Source organism: Streptomyces sp. NPDC051940, from assembly GCF_040680895.1.
Taxonomy (GTDB): domain Bacteria; phylum Actinomycetota; class Actinomycetes; order Streptomycetales; family Streptomycetaceae; genus Streptomyces.
This window is the reverse complement of sequence record NZ_JBFAXR010000008.1, coordinates 1-16,836: the sequence shown is the minus strand read 5'-3', so window position 1 is coordinate 16,836 and position 16,836 is coordinate 1. Positions and strand designations below refer to the sequence as shown.

Annotated in this window: 13 protein-coding genes and 2 pseudogenes; 11 read left to right on the top strand and 4 right to left on the bottom strand. The window is 70.4% G+C overall.

The features are described from left to right. The first annotated feature begins 148 nt into the window (after positions 1-148). The 4 genes from AB0M28_RS05630 (at position 149) to AB0M28_RS05615 (ending at position 4,140) form a co-directional block, all read left to right on the top strand. Positions 149-1,540, top strand: coding sequence for a sulfatase (locus AB0M28_RS05630; RefSeq protein ID WP_365398223.1), 1,392 nt, complete (start codon positions 149-151; stop codon positions 1,538-1,540). 12 nt (positions 1,541-1,552) lie between these two features. After that, positions 1,553-2,476 carry a formylglycine-generating enzyme family protein gene (locus tag AB0M28_RS05625; protein WP_365398220.1) on the top strand — a complete coding sequence of 308 codons (924 nt, stop codon included), beginning with the start codon at positions 1,553-1,555 and terminating at the stop codon, positions 2,474-2,476. A gap of 115 nt (positions 2,477-2,591) precedes the next feature. Continuing rightward, positions 2,592-3,236, top strand: a complete 645-nt coding sequence (locus AB0M28_RS05620) for an RNA polymerase sigma factor (RefSeq protein ID WP_365398216.1) — start codon at positions 2,592-2,594, stop codon at positions 3,234-3,236. Beyond that, on the top strand, positions 3,229-4,140 hold the full coding sequence (locus tag AB0M28_RS05615) for a CU044_5270 family protein (protein WP_365398213.1): 912 nt from the start codon (positions 3,229-3,231) through the stop codon (positions 4,138-4,140). Before AB0M28_RS05620 ends, AB0M28_RS05615 begins: the two co-directional genes overlap by 8 nt. A gap of 56 nt (positions 4,141-4,196) precedes the next feature. Here the strand turns inward: AB0M28_RS05615 and AB0M28_RS05610 are convergent, their stop codons facing one another. Beyond that, positions 4,197-5,315 carry a pectin acetylesterase-family hydrolase gene (locus AB0M28_RS05610; RefSeq protein ID WP_365398210.1) on the bottom strand — a complete coding sequence of 373 codons (1,119 nt, stop codon included), beginning with the start codon at positions 5,313-5,315 and terminating at the stop codon, positions 4,197-4,199. A gap of 166 nt (positions 5,316-5,481) precedes the next feature. Here AB0M28_RS05610 and AB0M28_RS05605 point away from each other — a divergent pair, with 166 nt between their 5' ends. The 3 genes from AB0M28_RS05605 to AB0M28_RS05595 all read left to right on the top strand — a co-directional run bounded on the left by AB0M28_RS05605 (position 5,482) and on the right by AB0M28_RS05595 (position 8,753). Continuing rightward, the gene (locus tag AB0M28_RS05605) at positions 5,482-6,837 is read left to right on the top strand and encodes a sensor histidine kinase (RefSeq protein ID WP_365398207.1); all 1,356 of its coding nucleotides are present in this window, start codon (positions 5,482-5,484) and stop codon (positions 6,835-6,837) included. Continuing rightward, entirely contained in the window at positions 6,834-7,496 is a 663-nt protein-coding gene (locus AB0M28_RS05600) for a response regulator transcription factor (protein ID WP_365398204.1), read from the top strand. The genes AB0M28_RS05605 and AB0M28_RS05600 overlap by 4 nt, the downstream gene beginning before the upstream one ends. A 324-nt stretch (positions 7,497-7,820) precedes the next feature. Beyond that, positions 7,821-8,753 carry an RIO1 family regulatory kinase/ATPase gene (locus AB0M28_RS05595; RefSeq protein WP_365398201.1) on the top strand — a complete coding sequence of 311 codons (933 nt, stop codon included), beginning with the start codon at positions 7,821-7,823 and terminating at the stop codon, positions 8,751-8,753. A 48-nt stretch (positions 8,754-8,801) separates the two neighbouring features. Here the strand turns inward: AB0M28_RS05595 and AB0M28_RS05590 are convergent, their stop codons facing one another. Then, complete coding sequence (locus AB0M28_RS05590) at positions 8,802-10,106, bottom strand: MFS transporter (RefSeq protein ID WP_365398198.1); 1,305 nt, start codon at positions 10,104-10,106, stop codon at positions 8,802-8,804. A gap of 96 nt (positions 10,107-10,202) precedes the next feature. Here AB0M28_RS05590 and AB0M28_RS05585 point away from each other — a divergent pair, with 96 nt between their 5' ends. Further along, positions 10,203-10,721 (top strand): Lrp/AsnC family transcriptional regulator, encoded by a 519-nt coding sequence (locus tag AB0M28_RS05585; RefSeq protein ID WP_365398195.1) that lies wholly within the window; start codon positions 10,203-10,205, stop codon positions 10,719-10,721. 12 nt (positions 10,722-10,733) lie between these two features. Here the strand turns inward: AB0M28_RS05585 and AB0M28_RS05580 are convergent. Further along, positions 10,734-11,006 (bottom strand): annotated as a pseudogene (locus AB0M28_RS05580) (M23 family peptidase); the annotation flags it as partial. A gap of 45 nt (positions 11,007-11,051) precedes the next feature. After that, positions 11,052-12,122, bottom strand: a pseudogene (locus tag AB0M28_RS05575) (DUF4185 domain-containing protein); the annotation flags it as partial. A 417-nt stretch (positions 12,123-12,539) separates the two neighbouring features. Between AB0M28_RS05575 and AB0M28_RS05570 the strand changes: the two are divergent. The 3 genes from AB0M28_RS05570 to AB0M28_RS05560 all read left to right on the top strand — a co-directional run bounded on the left by AB0M28_RS05570 (position 12,540) and on the right by AB0M28_RS05560 (position 16,709). Next, positions 12,540-14,180 carry a fucose isomerase gene (locus AB0M28_RS05570; protein ID WP_365398192.1) on the top strand — a complete coding sequence of 547 codons (1,641 nt, stop codon included), beginning with the start codon at positions 12,540-12,542 and terminating at the stop codon, positions 14,178-14,180. Then, a complete protein-coding gene (locus tag AB0M28_RS05565; RefSeq protein WP_365398189.1) occupies positions 14,177-15,304 on the top strand; it encodes a DUF4185 domain-containing protein in 1,128 nt (375 codons plus the stop codon). Before AB0M28_RS05570 ends, AB0M28_RS05565 begins: the two co-directional genes overlap by 4 nt. Before the next feature lie 100 nt (positions 15,305-15,404). Next, the gene (locus AB0M28_RS05560; protein ID WP_365398186.1) at positions 15,405-16,709 is read left to right on the top strand and encodes an extracellular solute-binding protein; all 1,305 of its coding nucleotides are present in this window, start codon (positions 15,405-15,407) and stop codon (positions 16,707-16,709) included. Positions 16,710-16,836: the final 127 nt, after the last annotated feature.

Sequence of the window (16,836 nt, the reverse complement as noted above, 5' to 3'; positions counted from 1 at the left end):
GACCGTATTGATCAGGGGGTTGTTTCGCGGCAACAAACCGGCAATGAGGCCTTATTGCCGCGTGCATGGATCACCGTGACGCGTGGTCCTAGCCTCGATGACACCGCCTCCACTGATCTCGTACGACGACGAGAGGACGAAAGCTGTCATGAGCGCCTCAAGCTCCTGCGGCCCCACCCGCCGCGGAGTCCTGGCCGGCACCGCCGCCGTCGCGGCCGGCGCCACCCTGCCCGCCCTCACCGCCACCCCGGCACGAGCCGCCGCCCGCCCCAACATCCTGCTGATCGTCACCGACGACCAGCCCAAGCACACCGAGTGGGCCACCCCGCAGACCGTCGCCTGGCTCACCGGCCAGGGCGTGCGCTTCACCAACGGCCACGTCACCACCCCGTTGTGCGCCCCCTCGCGCTCCTCGGTCTTCTCCGGGCGCTACGCCCACAACCACGGCGTACGCAACAACGGCGCCTCGTACTCGCTCGACCAGCACACCACGGTGCAGCGGTACCTCAAGCAGTCCGGCTACCGCACCGGCCTGTTCGGCAAGTACCTCAACTCCTGGGACATCGCCGACAACCCGCCCCACTTCGAGGACTTCGCCCTGCTCAAGCCGTCGTACGTGGACGGCACGTACAACGTCAACGGTACCGTCAAGACCATCTCCGGCTATACGACCACCGTCATCAAGAACCGCACCCTGGCGTTCATCGACAAGTCCCGCACCGACACCCGCCCCTGGTTCGCCTACGTCACCCCCTACGCCTCTCACGGCCCGCGCACCCCGGAGGACAAGTACGCGGGAACCGCCGTTCCGGACTGGAACGGCCGGCCCTCCGTCCCCGAGGCGGACCGCAGTGACAAGCCCGCCTATGTGCAAAACGCCACCCAGACCCTCGCCGACGGGCAGCGGGTACGGGCGGAGCAGCTGCGGACCCTGCGCTCGGTGGACGACGCGGTGCAGGCGTTCCACGACAAGCTGGCCGCGCTCGGCGAGCTGGAGAACACGCTGGTGATCTACATCGGGGACAACGGCTTCAACTGGTCGGACCACGGACTGTCCGGCAAGGGCGTGCCCTACCGCCCCGCACACGAGGTGCCGTTCTATCTGTCCTGGCCGGCCGGCGGCCTCGGCTCCGGTACGGTCGACAACCGGATCGTCGCCAACATCGACATCGCCCCGACCCTCCTCGACGCCGCGGGCATCACCCCGGACACCCCGCACGACGGGCACTCCCTGCTCACCGGATACTTCCGCGACCACCTGCTGATCGAGTGGTGGAAGCAGGGGACCGGCACCGGGGGGCACGCCACCTGGTCGTCGTACGTCGCCAAGGACCGGCAGTACACCGAGTACTACGACCTCACCTCCGACGCCGCGGGCACGGTCAGCGGGACCGGCCAGGTGACGTTCCGCGAGTTCTACGACCTGCAGGACGATCCCTACCAGCTGCGCAACAGCCTGTACCAGGCGACGCCCGCCGACGAGACCGCGCTGGGCATCCCCGCACTGTCGGCCGCCCTGGCCGCCGACCGCGCGGTCTGAGGAGGCCCTGCCATGACCCGCCCCTGCTGCACACCGGGCCGCGATGCGCGGCCGGCATCACTCACCGTGCCGCTTTCGGTGATCCCCGCAGAACGGCCCGGTGTGTTGCCCGTGGGAGCCGGGGGCGGGGACCTGGCTCCGTTCGCCTCGCTCCTTCCGCTGCCCGGTGGCAGCTACCGCATGGGCACCGCGGACCCGGCCGCGTTCCCGGACGACGGGGAGGGCCCGGTGCGCGAGGTGACCCTGGCGCCGTTCCGGATCTCGGCAACGGCCGTGACCCACGCCGAGTTCCGGGCCTTCACCGAGGCCACCGGCTATCGCACGGAGGCCGAGGTCTTCGGCTACTCCTTCGTGTTCCGCGGCGTGGTCCCGGCCCACCTGCGCCCGACCGCCGAGCCGGTGCCGGGCAGCGACTGGTGGCTGGCGGTGCCCGGCGCCTGGCACGGCCGGCCGGAGGGGCCGGGCACCACCTCGGACGACCGGCTCGGTCATCCGGTCACCCACGTGTCCTGGCACGACGCGCTGGCGTACTGCGCCTGGTCCGGCACCCGGCTGCCGACCGAGGCGGAGTGGGAGTACGCAGCCCGCGGCGGCCTGGACCAGGCCCGCTACCCTTGGGGCGACGAACCACCGACGCCGGAGCGGGTGACGATCTTCCGCGGCGACTTCCCCGACCGGCCCGCAACCCGGGTGGGCACCACCCCCGCCCGCTCCCACGCCCCCAACGCCTTCGGCCTGTACCAAGCGGTGGGCAACGTCTGGGAGTGGACCGCCGACCGCTTCACCCCCGGCAGCCCCGCCCGTACCCTGCGGGGCGGCTCCCACCTGTGCCACGCCTCGTACTGCAACCGCTACCGCTGCTCGGCCCGTACGTCGAACACGCCCGACACGTCGACGGGGCACACCGGGTTCCGAGTGGCGGCGGACGCGGGATAGGTGATCAGCGGCAGCGGGGAGCGCCGAAGGTCGCGGGCGTAGTGGAACTGCTTTGACGGCTGCGGCGAAGGAGGGGTGTAAGCCCAAGCGTTCGAAGCGTTTGTAAGGAGGCCCGATGGCCGTCGAGCCAGGCGTGCGCCTGTTGGTCGGGGCGGATCGTCGCCCCGAGGAGGAATCCGGGGCCGAGAGCGACGCCCTCGTGATCGCGCGGTCGCGGGATGAGCCCGAGGTCTTTGCCGTGCTGTTCGATCGGCACGCCGATGCGGTGCATCGCTACGCGGCGCGCCGGCTCGGGAGCGAGGTCGCCGACGATCTGATGGCGGAGACCTTCACCACCGCCTTCCAGCAGCGCCACCGGTACGACGACGGGCGGGCGGACGCCCGGCCGTGGCTGTTCGGGATCGCCACGAATCTGGTGGCCCGGCATCGACGGGCGGAGGCGCGTCGGTTCAAGGCGCTGGCACGCATGCCCGCGCCTGCGGAGCACGACGAGGCGGTGGCGGACCGGGTGGTGGCGCGGGTCAGTGCGGCCGGGGCGGGGCGTGAGCTGGCGGCGGCGCTGGCCGGGCTGCCGGCCCGGCACCGGGATGTGCTGCTTCTGGTGGCCTGGGGTGATCTCGGTTACGAGGAGGTCGCGCAGGCTCTCGGCGTGCCTGTGGGCACGGTGCGGTCTCGGCTTCACCGGGCTCGGGGAAAGTTGCGTGACGCGTTGGGTGGATCCGATCCGAGTGCTCTGCGAGAGGTCTCCGGCCATGAATGAACTCGAGCTGTTGAAGGAGTGGGACGCGGACGCGGCCCCGCTCGGCGACCAGGCGCGGCGCGACGCCCGCAGCCGACTCCTTGCCGCTGTCGGCGGCGCTCGTCCCCCGGTGCGGCGCCGGGCCGTCCTACGGGTCTCCGTCGCCGCGGCGGCGAGCGCGGCCGTGGCCACGACGTACGTCGTTCGCGATGAGGATGACCACGCGGAGCAGGACCGGGCCGTGCCACGAATGCAGCCGGCCGCCGCCGTCGTGCTGAACCGTGCGGCGGAGCGGGAGCGTGCGACGTACAAGCCCGTCGTGCCGCCGCGTGACGACCAGTTCATCTATACCAAGGTGATCCACCGCGAGACGAACCAGAGGACCGGGGCGGTGAAGACCTACGTCAATGAGAACTGGGAGTCGATCGACGGTTCCAAACCGTCCTGGGGCGGTGAGATGGGCCACGGCGAGTGGAGCAAGCCTTCCGGAAAGGGGTTCTGGCCGCCGTTCGACTGGGAGACCCTCACCGCGCTCCCCACGGATCCCGACAAGCTGATCGTCGCCGTGGCCGGGCCGCAGCCCAAGAAGGACCTCGACCGCTACTGGGCGGACGTCCACTTCTATCTGGGGAGCTTGCTGTACAAGACGGTGGTGATGCCGAAGGGGCTGCGTGCCGCCGCGTACGAAGCGCTCGGGAAGATCCCCGGCATCACGGTGACTCCCGGGCAGAAGTCCGCGAAGGGCCGCGAGGGTGTCGCGATCTCCTTTCCCGGGGCGATGTGGGCCGTGGTGATCATCTTCGACCCGCGGACGTACGAGTGCCTCGGCTACCGCAGCGAGCGGGTCTCGGGCAAGAACACGTACACCCAGCTGATCCACCAGGACCGCTGGGCGGTCGTGGACCGGGCGAAGCAGCGTCCCTGACAACGAGGGGCGCGGCCCACCCGGCCGCGCCCCTTCCGCCTCGTCGAGGACCGGTTCTACGGATCGCACGTGTCGCAATGGACGTCGGCGGGCGGGTCGTCGGTGACCAGTGTGTCGAGCCAGTCGACCAGGCGGACGCCGTTGACCTTCATCTGGTAGAAGTCCTCGAACTCGAAGAGCCCGTGGCCTTCACCGGGTGCGGTGTAGCTGTGCAGGTTCGCTCCGGCGGCTTCGATGGCCTTCTCGTTGGCGTCGATGACGGCCAGCTCGTCGAAGCCGGGCACGGGGTCGACGCTCGGTGAGTCGCCGTGTTCCCATCCGCTGATCTCGACGGCCGCATGCGGGTCGTGGGCGTAGTCGAATCGGGACAGCACGAGGTCCGGGTTGTGAAGGCCGGCCTGGGTCCAGAACCCGGGGACGCCCCATTGGCGGGCGGTGAGTCCTTGGACGGCCCAGTCGGGCATGGTGTCGTAGGCGCCCCATGCCGCGTCGAGGACGTCGGTGTTGAAGTCGGGGTTGTCGGGCCAGGCACCGGACTGCGCGCCGAACACGGTGACCTGGGCGTCCGGGAGCCGGTCGGCGATCAGTCCGCCGTAGACGGGGGCGGCGATCGACCCGGCGGTCTTGCCGATGACGACGACCTGGGTGGCGTCCGGGTAGGTCCTGGCGAGGTGGTCCAGGGCGGCGGTGCCGTTGACGTAGCCGTTGTGTTCGACGGTCAACGTGTCGGAGTACTTCTGGGAAACGTTGCCGAGGTGCGCGTCGCCGGTGCAAGAGGCCGCGTAGAGGAACGAGTAGTCGGCGAACGGGTTCTCGTCGTTGGCGAAGTCAAAGATCCCGTCCTCTCCGAAGTTGTTTCCCGGACCGTCGGACTGCAGGTTCCAGTCGTAGAGTTCGCTCTCGCCGGGAGTGCCGTCGCTGGTGAAGGCACAGCTGGTCGCGTCCCAGCAGACACCGCCGCCGTTCAGGAACAGCACCACCTTGGCCGGATCGGCCCGCCGGTCCCAGAACTTGAACTCGCTCCCGTCCGCGCAGTGGCAGTCGCCTCCAGGTACGACCTCTTTCCACGCGGCGTCGGCGTAGGGCGTGTCGTCTCCGACGTTGAGCCAGAGCGCGGCACCCCCGCCGGCCAGCACCAGGCACACAGTGGCCAGCAGCAGAAGTGGTGTTCTCATCGCACGGTGGTGGCGCGAGCTGCCGTCGGCAGCGCGGGAGATGTTCGTCATACGTCAGAGGCTGCGCGGTGCCGGAGTGCCGGCGCACCTGCCCCTGGTCATGTTCTGAACCCTGACTTTCGACGGGTACTGGACGGCGCCGCCGAGCCTTAGGGTGCTGCCTGGTATGAAAATCTACGTGGCGTGGCACGCCTTACGCAGATCGAGCGTCCAGGATGCCGTCCTCGCCGCTCTGCTGCTGGCGGGCACGTGGGTGTGGACCGGCACCGCCGCGACCGAGGAGAGCACCGGTTGGTTCGGCGAAGTGCGGTGGCTGCAGGAGCCGGTGGCCAGGTGGGCCCTGATCGGGGTCTGCGTCGCCGCCGTGGCGGTGCGCCGCACGTGGCCGATTCCGGCACTCGCGGCGGCGTCGCTCGCCACCGTCGTACAGATGTCGCTGGCAGCCGGGCCCGTGCCCGCCGACCTGGCCGTTCCGGTCGCCCTGTACACGATCGCCGCTCAGCGCCGGCGCCAGGTGTCGCTCGCACTGCTCGGCGCCGCCCTGGCCGTGGCGACGGCGTGGTCGGCCTACGTGACCCTCGACGGCAAGGCCGACGGCTGGCTCCACGGAGGCCCCCGCACCGGCGGACAGGAACGCCCGCCGGGAGTCGCCGGGCCACCACCGCAGTCGGCAACCGGCGACGCCGCACTGCCGCGCGGCGAGGAACCCACGGCGTTCGGCCCGACCGACTGGGGCGGGATCCCCGTCCTCGGCTCCCTGCTGCTCGGCGCCTGGGCGATCGGATGGGGCCTGCAGAGCCGCCGCGCCTACCTCGGCGAACTCAGGGCGAGGGCGCGCGACCTGGAGCGCGAACGCGACCAGCAAGCCGCGCTGGCCGTGGCCGCCGAACGCGCCAGGATCACCCGCGAACTGCACGACGTGGTGGCGCACGGCCTGGCCGTCATCGTGATGCAGGCGCAAGGCGGCGCCGCGGCGTTCGCCAACCGGCCCGACGACACCCTCGCCGCGCTGGACACCATCGTGGCGACCGGCCGCGCCTCGCTCGCCGACATGCGGCACGTGCTGTCCTCATCCGGGTCCGGACAGATCGACGGCGATACGCGGCCGGTGCCGGGGCTGGCGCAACTGCCCCGCCTCATCGGGCAGGTCCGCCAGGCGGGCACCCCGGTCCAGTTCCACCTCGACGGATCGCCGCGACCGCTGCCCGCCGGCGTGGACGTCTCGTCGTACCGGATCGTCCAGGAGGCGCTGACCAACACCATGAAACATGCCGGGCCGGGCGCCTGCGTCCAGGTGGTGGTGTCCTACACAAGCGACGAGCTGAGCCTCGAGGTCAGCGACAACGGCACCGGCGGGCCGGCAGCCGACAAGGCCGACACGGTCGGCAACGGACTGCGGGGCATGCGGGAACGCGCGGCCCTGCTGGGAGGCGAAGTGGCCGCAGGCCCCGAGCCGGGCGGCGGTTATGCGGTACGGGCCCGCATCCCCGTCGATCCACCGGAGCCGGGAGCGAGCGCATGATCCGGGTTCTGCTGGTCGACGACCAGGTCCTGCTCCGCGCCGGCCTGCGGATGATCCTCGAGAACGCCGAGGACATGGACGTCGTCGGAGAGGCCGACGACGGCGCCACAGCCACCGACCTGGCGGTTCAAACGACGCCGGACGTCGTGCTGATGGACATCCGGATGCCCGAGGTGGACGGTCTCGAGGCCACCCGCCGCATCCGCGCATCGCTCCCGGACGGACCGCGCATCCTGATCCTCACCACCTTCGACCTCGACGAGTACGTGTACACCGCGCTACGGGCCGGCGCCAGCGGATTCCTGCTCAAGGACACCCTCGCCGCCGACCTGCTGTCCGCGATCCGCGTGGTGGCCAAGGGCGACGCCATCGTCGCCCCACCGGTCACCCGACGACTCATCGAACGCCACATCGGCACGTCCGGCGACCCGCTGCCCCGCACCGAGGCCGAGCTGCGCGTCCTCACCGACCGGGAACGCGAGGTGCTCGAACTGATCGCCCGGGGGCTCTCGAACCCCGAGATCGCCGACCGCCTCTTCCTCACCGAAGGGACCGTGAAGGGCCACGTCAGCCGCATCCTGGCAAAGCTCGCCCTCCGGGACCGGGTGCAGGCCGTGATCTTCTCGTACGAATGCGGGCTGGTCCGCGCCGGCGCGTGACCCGCACCCACGGTGTCGGCAGATCCGGCCGGCACCGCAGGGGCTACGGGTCGTGGCCGAGGAGCGACACGGCCGGCGGCAATGACGTCTCGCGCACCACGAGGCCGGCCGCGCCGTGATCGCCGACTGCCCGTCCGCCGCCGGCCCAGGTGCTCGCGATCCTGAGAGCCGGTAAATACGTTGCGCGCGCGAGAGCGGGCATGCACCCTGGTGCGACCGAGCGGCGAGGAGCGCTGCCTGGACCTGAGGAGGGCTGACGAATGGCCATCACTGTGCTGCGGCATGTCCGTGTCAGTCTCACCTCACCGTTCAGGAGCACCCCCGATGTCTTCCGACGTCTTTCGTACCGAGCACGACCTTTCTGACAACCTCTCCGATCTCGACTCCCGCCCGGCAGAGCTGAGCCGCGAGTCCCGACCCCATCCGGCCGACCCCTTCGGCGTCCGCTTCGTCGAGGTCGACGAGCAGCTGGGCCCGGATCAACGCTGGTCCACCTGGCTCGACATCGAGCGCGGCTCTCGCGGCCCGGAACCACGACCCGGATGGGTCGTGACGGAACAGGCCGCGATCGACACCGAGCTCGGCGTCCTGAAAACCGGCAAGGAAGCCGACGTCTTCCTGATCGAGCGCGCCGTCGAAGCCATCGGAGACACCCCGGCCAAGTCCTCCCTGCTGGCCGCGAAGCGCTACCGCACCGAAGAACACCGGTCCTTCCACCGCAGCGCGTCGTACGTCGAAGGCCGACGTACCCGCAACAGCCGGGACAGCCGCGCGATGGCGAAGAAGACCGCGCACGGCCGCAGCGTCGCCGCCGGGCAGTGGGCCTACGCGGAGTGGGACGCATTGTGCCGGCTGTGGCAGGCCGGCGTCCCCGTGCCGTACCCCGTGCAGGTCGACGGGACTGAGCTGCTGATGGAGTTCATCGACGACGGTGAAGGCGGAGCCGCGCCGCGACTCGCCCAGGTCCGGCCGCCGAAGGACCGCCTCGAGCGGTACTTCGAGCAACTGCGCGGCGCCATGCGCGAGCTGGCCCGGGCGGGACTGGCCCACGGCGACCTCTCGCCGTACAACGTCCTCGCCCAATCCGACCGGATCGTGATGATCGACCTGCCGCAGGTGGTCGACATCGTCGGCAATCCGAAGGGCATGGACTTCCTGTTGCGTGACTGCCACAACATGGCGACCTGGTTCACCAAGCGCGGGCTGGACATCGACGAACAAGAGCTGTTCGCCGACCTCCTCGCGATGGTGTTCTGACCGCTACGCAAGAGCCGCCCGTCGAGTGATCCCCGCGGTGCGCCTGCCTCACCGACCGGCTGGGCGGATTCCTGCGTCGTGGTGGCAGCGGCCGGTCCCCTCCTCCGTTTCAGCCGGGTCCGGGGCTGCTGCCCGCTGCGGCCGCTCGCGCAGCAGCGACGCCGGAAGGACGACCGCCGCGCACGCCACCACGACCAGCGCCCCGAAGCCCGCGCCTGCCATGAGCGGCCCGGCGGCGAGCCCGGCTGCGCCGGACGCCGCCCACACCAGCGCGTCCACGCGGCCTTGGAGGCGGGCGGAGCGGCCCGCGAGGAGAGCGCTGCCGCCGACGAAGGTCAGGTTCCAGCCGTAGCCGAGGAGGAAGAGCCCTGCGGAGAAGAGGAACCCGGCAGACGGGCCCGCCAGCACCGTGCAGGCGCCGGACGTCACCAGCACCCCGAAGCCCGCGCGGATCGTCGCCGCGCCGCCGATCCGGTCGGCGAGCTTGCCGGAGAGCGGGGCGAGGGCGAACATCCCGGCGAGGTGGGCGGTCAGGACGACACCTACCGCGCCGAGGCCGTGGCCGTGGGTGTGAAGGTGAACGGGAGCCATGGTCATGACGGCGACCATCACCACCTGGCCCGTGATCATGGACAGCAGGGCGACGGAGGTGCCGGCGGCAGGATGGGCCTGCGGGGACGCAGGTGTGTGGTCGACTGCGCCTACCCGTCTCCCCCCTGGGGTGCGCCCATCGTCTGCTGATCGGGCGGATCGCTCGCCCGCCGCCTTGGCCCCGGGCAAGCCTGCCACCGCCACCAGCGCTCCCAGCGATGCCACGAAAGCCAAAGCGTAGGGGCCCATTTCCGGTGGGGATACCAGGTGTGTCGTCAGGGGGAGCATCGCCGGCCCCGCCAGCGCTCCCGCAGTGCCGCCCCACACCACCACGCCCATCATCGCTCCGTGCCGCTCTGGCGGATACAGGTCCGTCGCCGCGTAACGGGACAGCAGGGCAGCACTGTTGCCGGCGCCCAGCAGGGCCAGACCCACCGAGAGCAGCACGACGCCCAGGACGGGGGCGCCGCCGGCCGCGAGTGCCGCGCCCCCGCCCGCGGGCAGGGCACCGGACGCCGCCAGTCCGTACCCGGCGAGCAGACCCGCGCGGCGGCCGCGGCGGCTCATCAGCGCGGACAGCCCCATCGCTCCGGCGGCCGTGCCCATGACACCGGCCACGTTCGGCAGGCCGCTCCACGCCTCGCCCACCGCGTCCGCGGCGATCAGGGTGGCCATGGTGGAGGCCCCGGACATCATCAGGTTGACCAGCGCCACACCGGCCAGCAAACGGACCATCGCCGTACGGCTGTTCACAACTCCCATACCCTGCAACGCTATGGAAAGCCGAACATCGACAGAAGGCACGATCAACGGACTTCCCCCGCCGACTGCTTTACGAATGAAAGGCTCTCACCCCTGATGGGCTCTCGTTCCGAAGAAGTGCACCTTGACGAACTCGACTGGCGCCTCCTCGCCGAGCTCCAGGCCGACGCCCGTCTCTCGTACGCCCAGCTCGGCCGCCGGGTCAACCTCTCCCCGCCCGCCGTCGCCGAGCGGGTGCGGCGGCTGGAGCGGGACGGGGTCATCACCGGGTACGAGGCCAAGGTGTCGGCGGGGCGGGTGGGGCAGCCGGTGTCGATGTTCGTACAACTGCGCTGCCAGCTGGGCAGCTGCCTGCTGAAGACCTCTGCCGCCGACGACTACCCGGAGGTGGTCGAGGTGCACAAGCTCACCGGCGAGCACTGCACCATGCTCAAGGTGCGGGCCGCCTCGCTCGAGCATCTGGAAGGCTTGCTGGAACGCCTCGGCAAGCACGGAGCCATGAGCACCTCGATGGTGCTCTCGACGCAGTACGAGGGACGCCGGGTCGAACCCGCCCCGTCGGACTACCCACGCGCCACGGACTCGCAGGGCTGGCGGCACACGGGCAGCGCGTGACCAGGCGCCGGTTCAGCAGTCGGGGATCACCGCGCCGTTGTTGTCCTTCGCTTCGTCGTTGCCCCACCGGGACAGGTAGTACGCGGATACGTACTGGCCCGACGGCCCCACATCCGGGTCGGTGCGCAGCCACCAGTGGTTGTAGTTGCTGGAGGCGTCCCGGATCTCGCGGCCCCAGGTCTTGCAGTAGACGTAGTTCGTGCCCGCGCGCAGGGTCCCCGTCTGCACGGTGCTCGTCGGTGAGGCGTAGACGGGCGCGTCGGCGAAGGTGTCGACGTAGTAGCGGGTCGGTGCCGTGTCCGAGGCGAAGCCCTGGACGCGGTGCTGCATCACCCGGTACGGCCAGCCCTGGGCGGTGTTCCACTGGCTGACGGCCAGATGCAGATCGTCCAGGGTGGAGCCGGGGATGATGTAGCCGCCGTAGAGCTGGGCGACATGCGAGTCGTCCTCGCTGCCCCACTCGCCGCCGTGGATCAGGGTGCGCCGATGTGCGGTGTACAGGTTCGACGTGGGGTAGTCCATGATGATGCCGTCGATCCGGTAGTCACCCGCGTTGAACCAGGTGAGGATCCACTTGCCGCCCAGGGGCCGCAAGCACAGCTCGCCGAACTCGCCCTCGAGGATCGGGGTGGCCGGATTGCCCCACGCCCAGGCGCCGTTGCGGTAGCCCCAGGGCTCGTACGCGGCGGGGTCGGCGATCCGGTCGGCGCGCACCCGGGTCAGGATCAGCGGGTGTTGGCGGGTGAACGCGGTGGAGTAGACGTACACCCAGCCGTCGTTGCCCAGCCCCCAGCTGATGCACTGGAACAGGCCGCCGTGTGCGTCCGGGGCGAACTTGGCGCCGGTGTGGTACCAGCTGGCGCCGGAGTCGTCGGAGCGCCAGATCTCGGTCCACACCACGTTGTGCAGACCCTTGTTCACCATGACGTGCAGATACATGCTGCCGCCGATGGTGATCACGTCGGAGGGGAGCACGGTGGAGAACACCGGGTTGTCGTGCTCGTAGAACCACAGCTGCTCGGCCGCCGCCCCGCCCACGGCCCCGGACCAGCGCACCCCGGAGGTCAGGTCCGTGGTGTTCGACCACAGGGCCACCGGTGAGCGCCACCAGCCGCCGCCTACGGAGGCCTGCTCGAAGGTGTCGCCGAAGACGAACAGCAGCCGTCCGTCGGGAGTTCGGACCGGGATGCCCAGATCGGTGGCCTCCATCCGGTACGCCGTCGTCAGCCCGGGTCCGGTGAGGTTGGCGACCTTGGTCACCTGCAGCGCCTGCTCCTGCGCCACCTGAGCCGCCCCCGCCCCCTGGGCCGCGCGGGCGGGGCCCGCGCCCGCGGCGCCGAGCAGTCCCGGGCCGCCGAGCACGCTGCCGGCGGCGGCTTTGAGGAATGTGGACCGTTTCATTCGTCCTCCTGAGGGCGTGCGTTGGGGGTGCCGGCGACCGGTCACCCGTGCCGGGTGACGCAGAGACGGAATCGTTTTCCGACGACTGTATGGCTGCACGCGTACGTGCCGATGACCTGCGGGCAAGGCTGCTCGACCAAGGTGAGCGACCAAGCGGGAGCGTGGATTGTGCGCGGTGAGCCCGGTATTTGGCCCCGCAGTCGAGTGAGGTTGCCAGGCGCAGCCGTGCGCGTCAACGCCCCCGGCACCGATTCGCCGACAGCGGCCGCCCGGCCGCTGCGGGCGAATCCGGGGCTGTGAGAGCCCTTGACGCTGAAATCGATTTCTGCGAGATTTCCGGCACCGCGAGCCCACGCGGGGTCAACCGCAGCCGGCCCGCGCACCATCGGCCCGTTGCCAGCACGGGGAGGATCCTCCTTGCGTACCTACACGCTGCCCCAGCCCACCGAGCGACCGCGCCGACTCCCGCGCACCGTGTACACCGTGGCCAGCGGAGACCTCCGGCCCAGCGCCAACGTCGCCTGCTGGCCCGCACAGGAGCGGCTGGAGGCCGACCTCGCCGCCGCCGTGACGGGGCTGGGCTGGTCGGTCCGGCGCGGCCACGAGGTCGACGCCGGGGCGCGGCACGGCTTCATCGACAGCCAGCGGCGCGGCCTGGAGGTGTTCCGGCAACTGCCCGCCGACGCCCCGCTGATCGTGGTCACCGCGGTCTGGCAGTACAGCCACCACGTCCTGGCGGGCCTGCGCGACCACGGGGGTCCGATCCTCGTCGTCGCCAACTGGTCCGGCGCCCATCCCGGTCTCGTGGGTCTGCTGGGACTGACGGCCAGCCTGACCAAGGCCGGCGTCGATCACTCGATCCTGTGGAGCGAGGACTTCACCGACGACTGGGCCCGTACGGGACTGGAGCGCTGGCTCGAGACCGGCACCCTCGAGCACGACCAGTCGCATGTCCGCGCACTGCCCCCGCTGGACGCGGGGGCGGCGGAGGTGGAACTGGGCAGCGCCCTCGCCCGGCAGCTGAAGGACGACAAGGCCATCATCGGCGTCTTCGACGAGGGCTGCATGGGCATGTACAACGCGATCTTCGACGACGAACTGCTCAACCCCCTCGGCATCTACAAGGAACGCCTGTCGCAGAGCGCCCTGGTCGCCGAGATGGCCAAGGTCACGGACGAGGAGGCCAAGGACGTCCGGCGCTGGCTGGACGAGCGCGGCTTCATCTTCCACCTGGGCACCGACGAGGCCACCGAACTCACCGAGGCCCAGCTCACCAGCCAGTTCAAGATGTACGTAGCGGCATTGCGGATCAGCGACGACTTCGGTCTGGACGCGGTCGGCATCCAGTACCAGCAGGGGCTCAAGGACACCGTCCCGGCCAGCGATCTCGCCGAGGGCCTGCTCAACGACGGTGACCGGCCCCCGGTGTTCAGCCGTGACGGCTCCCGCGAGCTGTACGCCGGCCGGCCGCTGCCGCACTTCAACGAGGTGGACGAGGGCGTCGCCGTCGACGCGCTGGTCACCAACCGCATCTGGACCGCGATGGGCCTGGACCCGGCGACCACGCTCCACGACATCCGCTGGGGCGCGGAGTACGGCGGCGAGTTCGTCTGGGTCTTCGAGATCTCCGGCTCGGTGCCCGCCGCCCACAACGGCGGCTACGACAAGAGCTGGAGCATGCGCCAGCCGCCGATGTACTTCCCGCTCGGCGGCGGCACCCTCAGCGGCGTCTCCAAGCCCGGCGAGATCGTCTGGTCGCGGGTGTTCATCATGGACGGGGCGCTCCATGTGGACCTGGGCCGCGGCCATGTGGCCGAGCTGCCCGAGGAGGAGACGCGGCGCCGGCTGGACGCCACCACCCCGCAGTGGCCGATCATGCACGCGGTCCTGCACGGCGTCGGCCGGGACCAGCTGATGGCCCGGCACAAGGCCAACCACGTCCAGGTCGCGTACGCCCCGGACGCCGCGGGCGCGGACCGCGCGCTGCTCGCCAAGGCCGCCCTGTTCCACGAACTGGGGCTGACGGTGCACCTGTGCGGCGACGTGGAGCTGAAGTGACGACCGCCACCAGCCGCCGACGAAGCCGCGCGGCGCTCGCCGCGGCGCTGGTGGTGGTGGCGGCCGGCTGCGCGGAACCAGGAGGCGCCATGCTCGACCCCGAACCCCGCCCCGCCGTCCTCGCCGGTGTCCGCGACGTGCAGCGCGTCACCCAGCTCACCGGGGCCGACTCGCCCAACCGCACCGACCGTTTCCACGTCCACGGCACGGACCTCGGCTCGATGTTCGAGGCCGCCGGGAGGACCTGGTTCGTCTTCGGCGACACCTTCGGCCCGCGCGAGGACGGCAAGGCCGGAGCGGGCGGCGACGCCTGGCGCTCCAACGTCCTGGCGTACACCGACGACACCGATCCGTCCGACGGCATCCGCCTCGACGGCTTCATCGCCGACGACATCGGCTGGGCGAAGGAGTTGCTGCCCTCCCGGAAGGCGGACGGCCAGGAGATGACGGTCATCCCCACCTACGGCTTCGAGGCCGGCGGCGCCATGTACCTGGCCTACATGTCGGTACGCCACTGGGGCGAACCGGGGGAGTGGGAGGCGAACCATGCGGGGCTGGCGAAATCCACCGACCAGGGCAGGACCTGGACCAAGCTGGACGCGCCCCGCTGGCCGGGCACGAGCAACTTCATCCAGGTCAGCGTCGCCGAAGTGGACGGGGACCTGTACTTCTGGGGCGTCCCGCACGGGCGCTTCGGCGGTGTGCGGCTGATGCGCGTACCCGAGCAGGACGTGGAGGACCCCGGCGCCTACCGCTACTTCGCGGGCACGGCCGGCACCGGCCGGCCCCGCTGGTCGCCGGACGCGGCGAAGGCCGAGACGGTCGTGGACGACACGGTCGGCGAGCTGTCCGTCGTATGGAACGAGCACCTCTCGCGCTGGCTGATGACGTACACGGACGGCGGCGGCGGGGGCGCGGCGATCCGTGAGGGATCGACGCCCTGGGGGCCCTGGCGGGAGAAGTTCACGCTGGTCTCGTCGCAGGACGTGCCGGGGCTCTATTCGCCCTACATGCTTCCGCGTTATACGGCGGACGGCGGCTGGACCATCTATTTCACGTTGTCGGTCTGGGGGCCGTACAACGTCTATTGGTATAAAGCCGACCTGATTTCCGGCAAGGAGTGACGTTCGTCACAGCAGATCGCCTCGGGCCCGGCGATGAGTAAATTTCAGCGAGCACCTCAAAGGAGAGAACGTGTTCATCGGGCGAAGAAGAATTGCCGGAATGGTCGCGACGGCCGTGGCCGGTGCCCTGGTACTGGCCGGCTGCGGCAGTGACGGGGAGAAGCAGACCGAGGGCGGCAAGACCGTTGTGGACTTCTGGCAGTTCAAGTTCGAGGACTACCAGCAGGCCTGGTTCAAGAAGCAGGTCGACGCCTACAACGCCTCCCAGGACAAGGTGAAGATCAACCTGCAGGTGGTGCCCGGCGACACCTGGGAGCAGAAGCTCAAGGCCGCCCAGGCCGCCGGCAAGCAGCCCGACGTGTCGACCACCGCCTACAACGGCATCGTCCCGGGCACCCGCGAAGGCCGCTTCGCCCCGCTGGACGACCTGCTGCCCGCGAAGGCCCTGGGCGACATCAAGGACAACGTCAAGGACTTCGTCACCGTCGAAGGCAAGACCTACGCCTACCCGTTCCTGGTCGAACCCTCCACCGTGCTCTACTACCGCACCGACCTCGCCGAAGCCGCCGGCCTGGACCCGGCGAAGCCGCCCACCACCTGGGACGAGCTGCTCACCTGGTCGACCAAGCTCACCCAGGGCAAGGTCAAGGGCATGTCGATCGCCTCGGTGGAAGCCGATCTGGGCTGGTCGAGCTGGGGACTGCAGTACAACGCCTGCGGCCATCTGCCCATCGCGGACGACTGGTCCAAGGCCCGCGCCACCGAGCCGTGCTTCGAGAAGGTGGCCGGACTGTACAAGTCGCTGTACTCCGGCGGGCTGATCCCCAAGCAGCCCAAGGTCCCCTACGCCGACGGCGCCCCCTACGGCAACGGCGAGGTGGCGATGACCGCCGGCGGATCGTGGGTGATCGGCCAGCTCAAGAACGAGTACCCGAAGATGATCGAGAAGACGGCCGTGGCGCCGTTCCCGACCGTCGACGGCGACGCGGCCAAGCCCACCTCGACGCTCGGCGGCTGGACCCTGACCGTGGACGCCAAGTCGGAGGCCAAGAAGGAAGCGGCCGACTTCGTGAACTACCTGGTCGCCGGGGACACGGCCATCATGACCGACTTCTTCAAGGCCACCGGCTACTCGAAGTACACCGCCCGCACCTCCGTAGACGCGGCCCTGGCGGCCGACCCGCAGGCGTCTTCGGACCCCTTCATGAAGATCATCTCCGAGCAGGTGGTGCCGTACGGCAAGCCCGAGGCGGCCCAGCCCTGGGAGGTCTCCCTCGCCTTCGGCAAGGCCCTGGAATCGGCCATGAAGGGCAAGCAGTCCATCCCGGACGCCCTGAAGACGGCCGACAATGCGATCAACGACGCCATCAAGAAGCAGTCCCTCGCGGGCACTGCCCCCAAGTAGCAGCGAGCCGCCCGGGCGGCACCGGCCACCACTCGACAAGTTCCCGCGCATGACGGACTACGTCGCCCCCGCGGGCGTCCGCATCGGCGACGCGGACCGCGTCCGCCTCGGCGCGCACCTCGCCGCG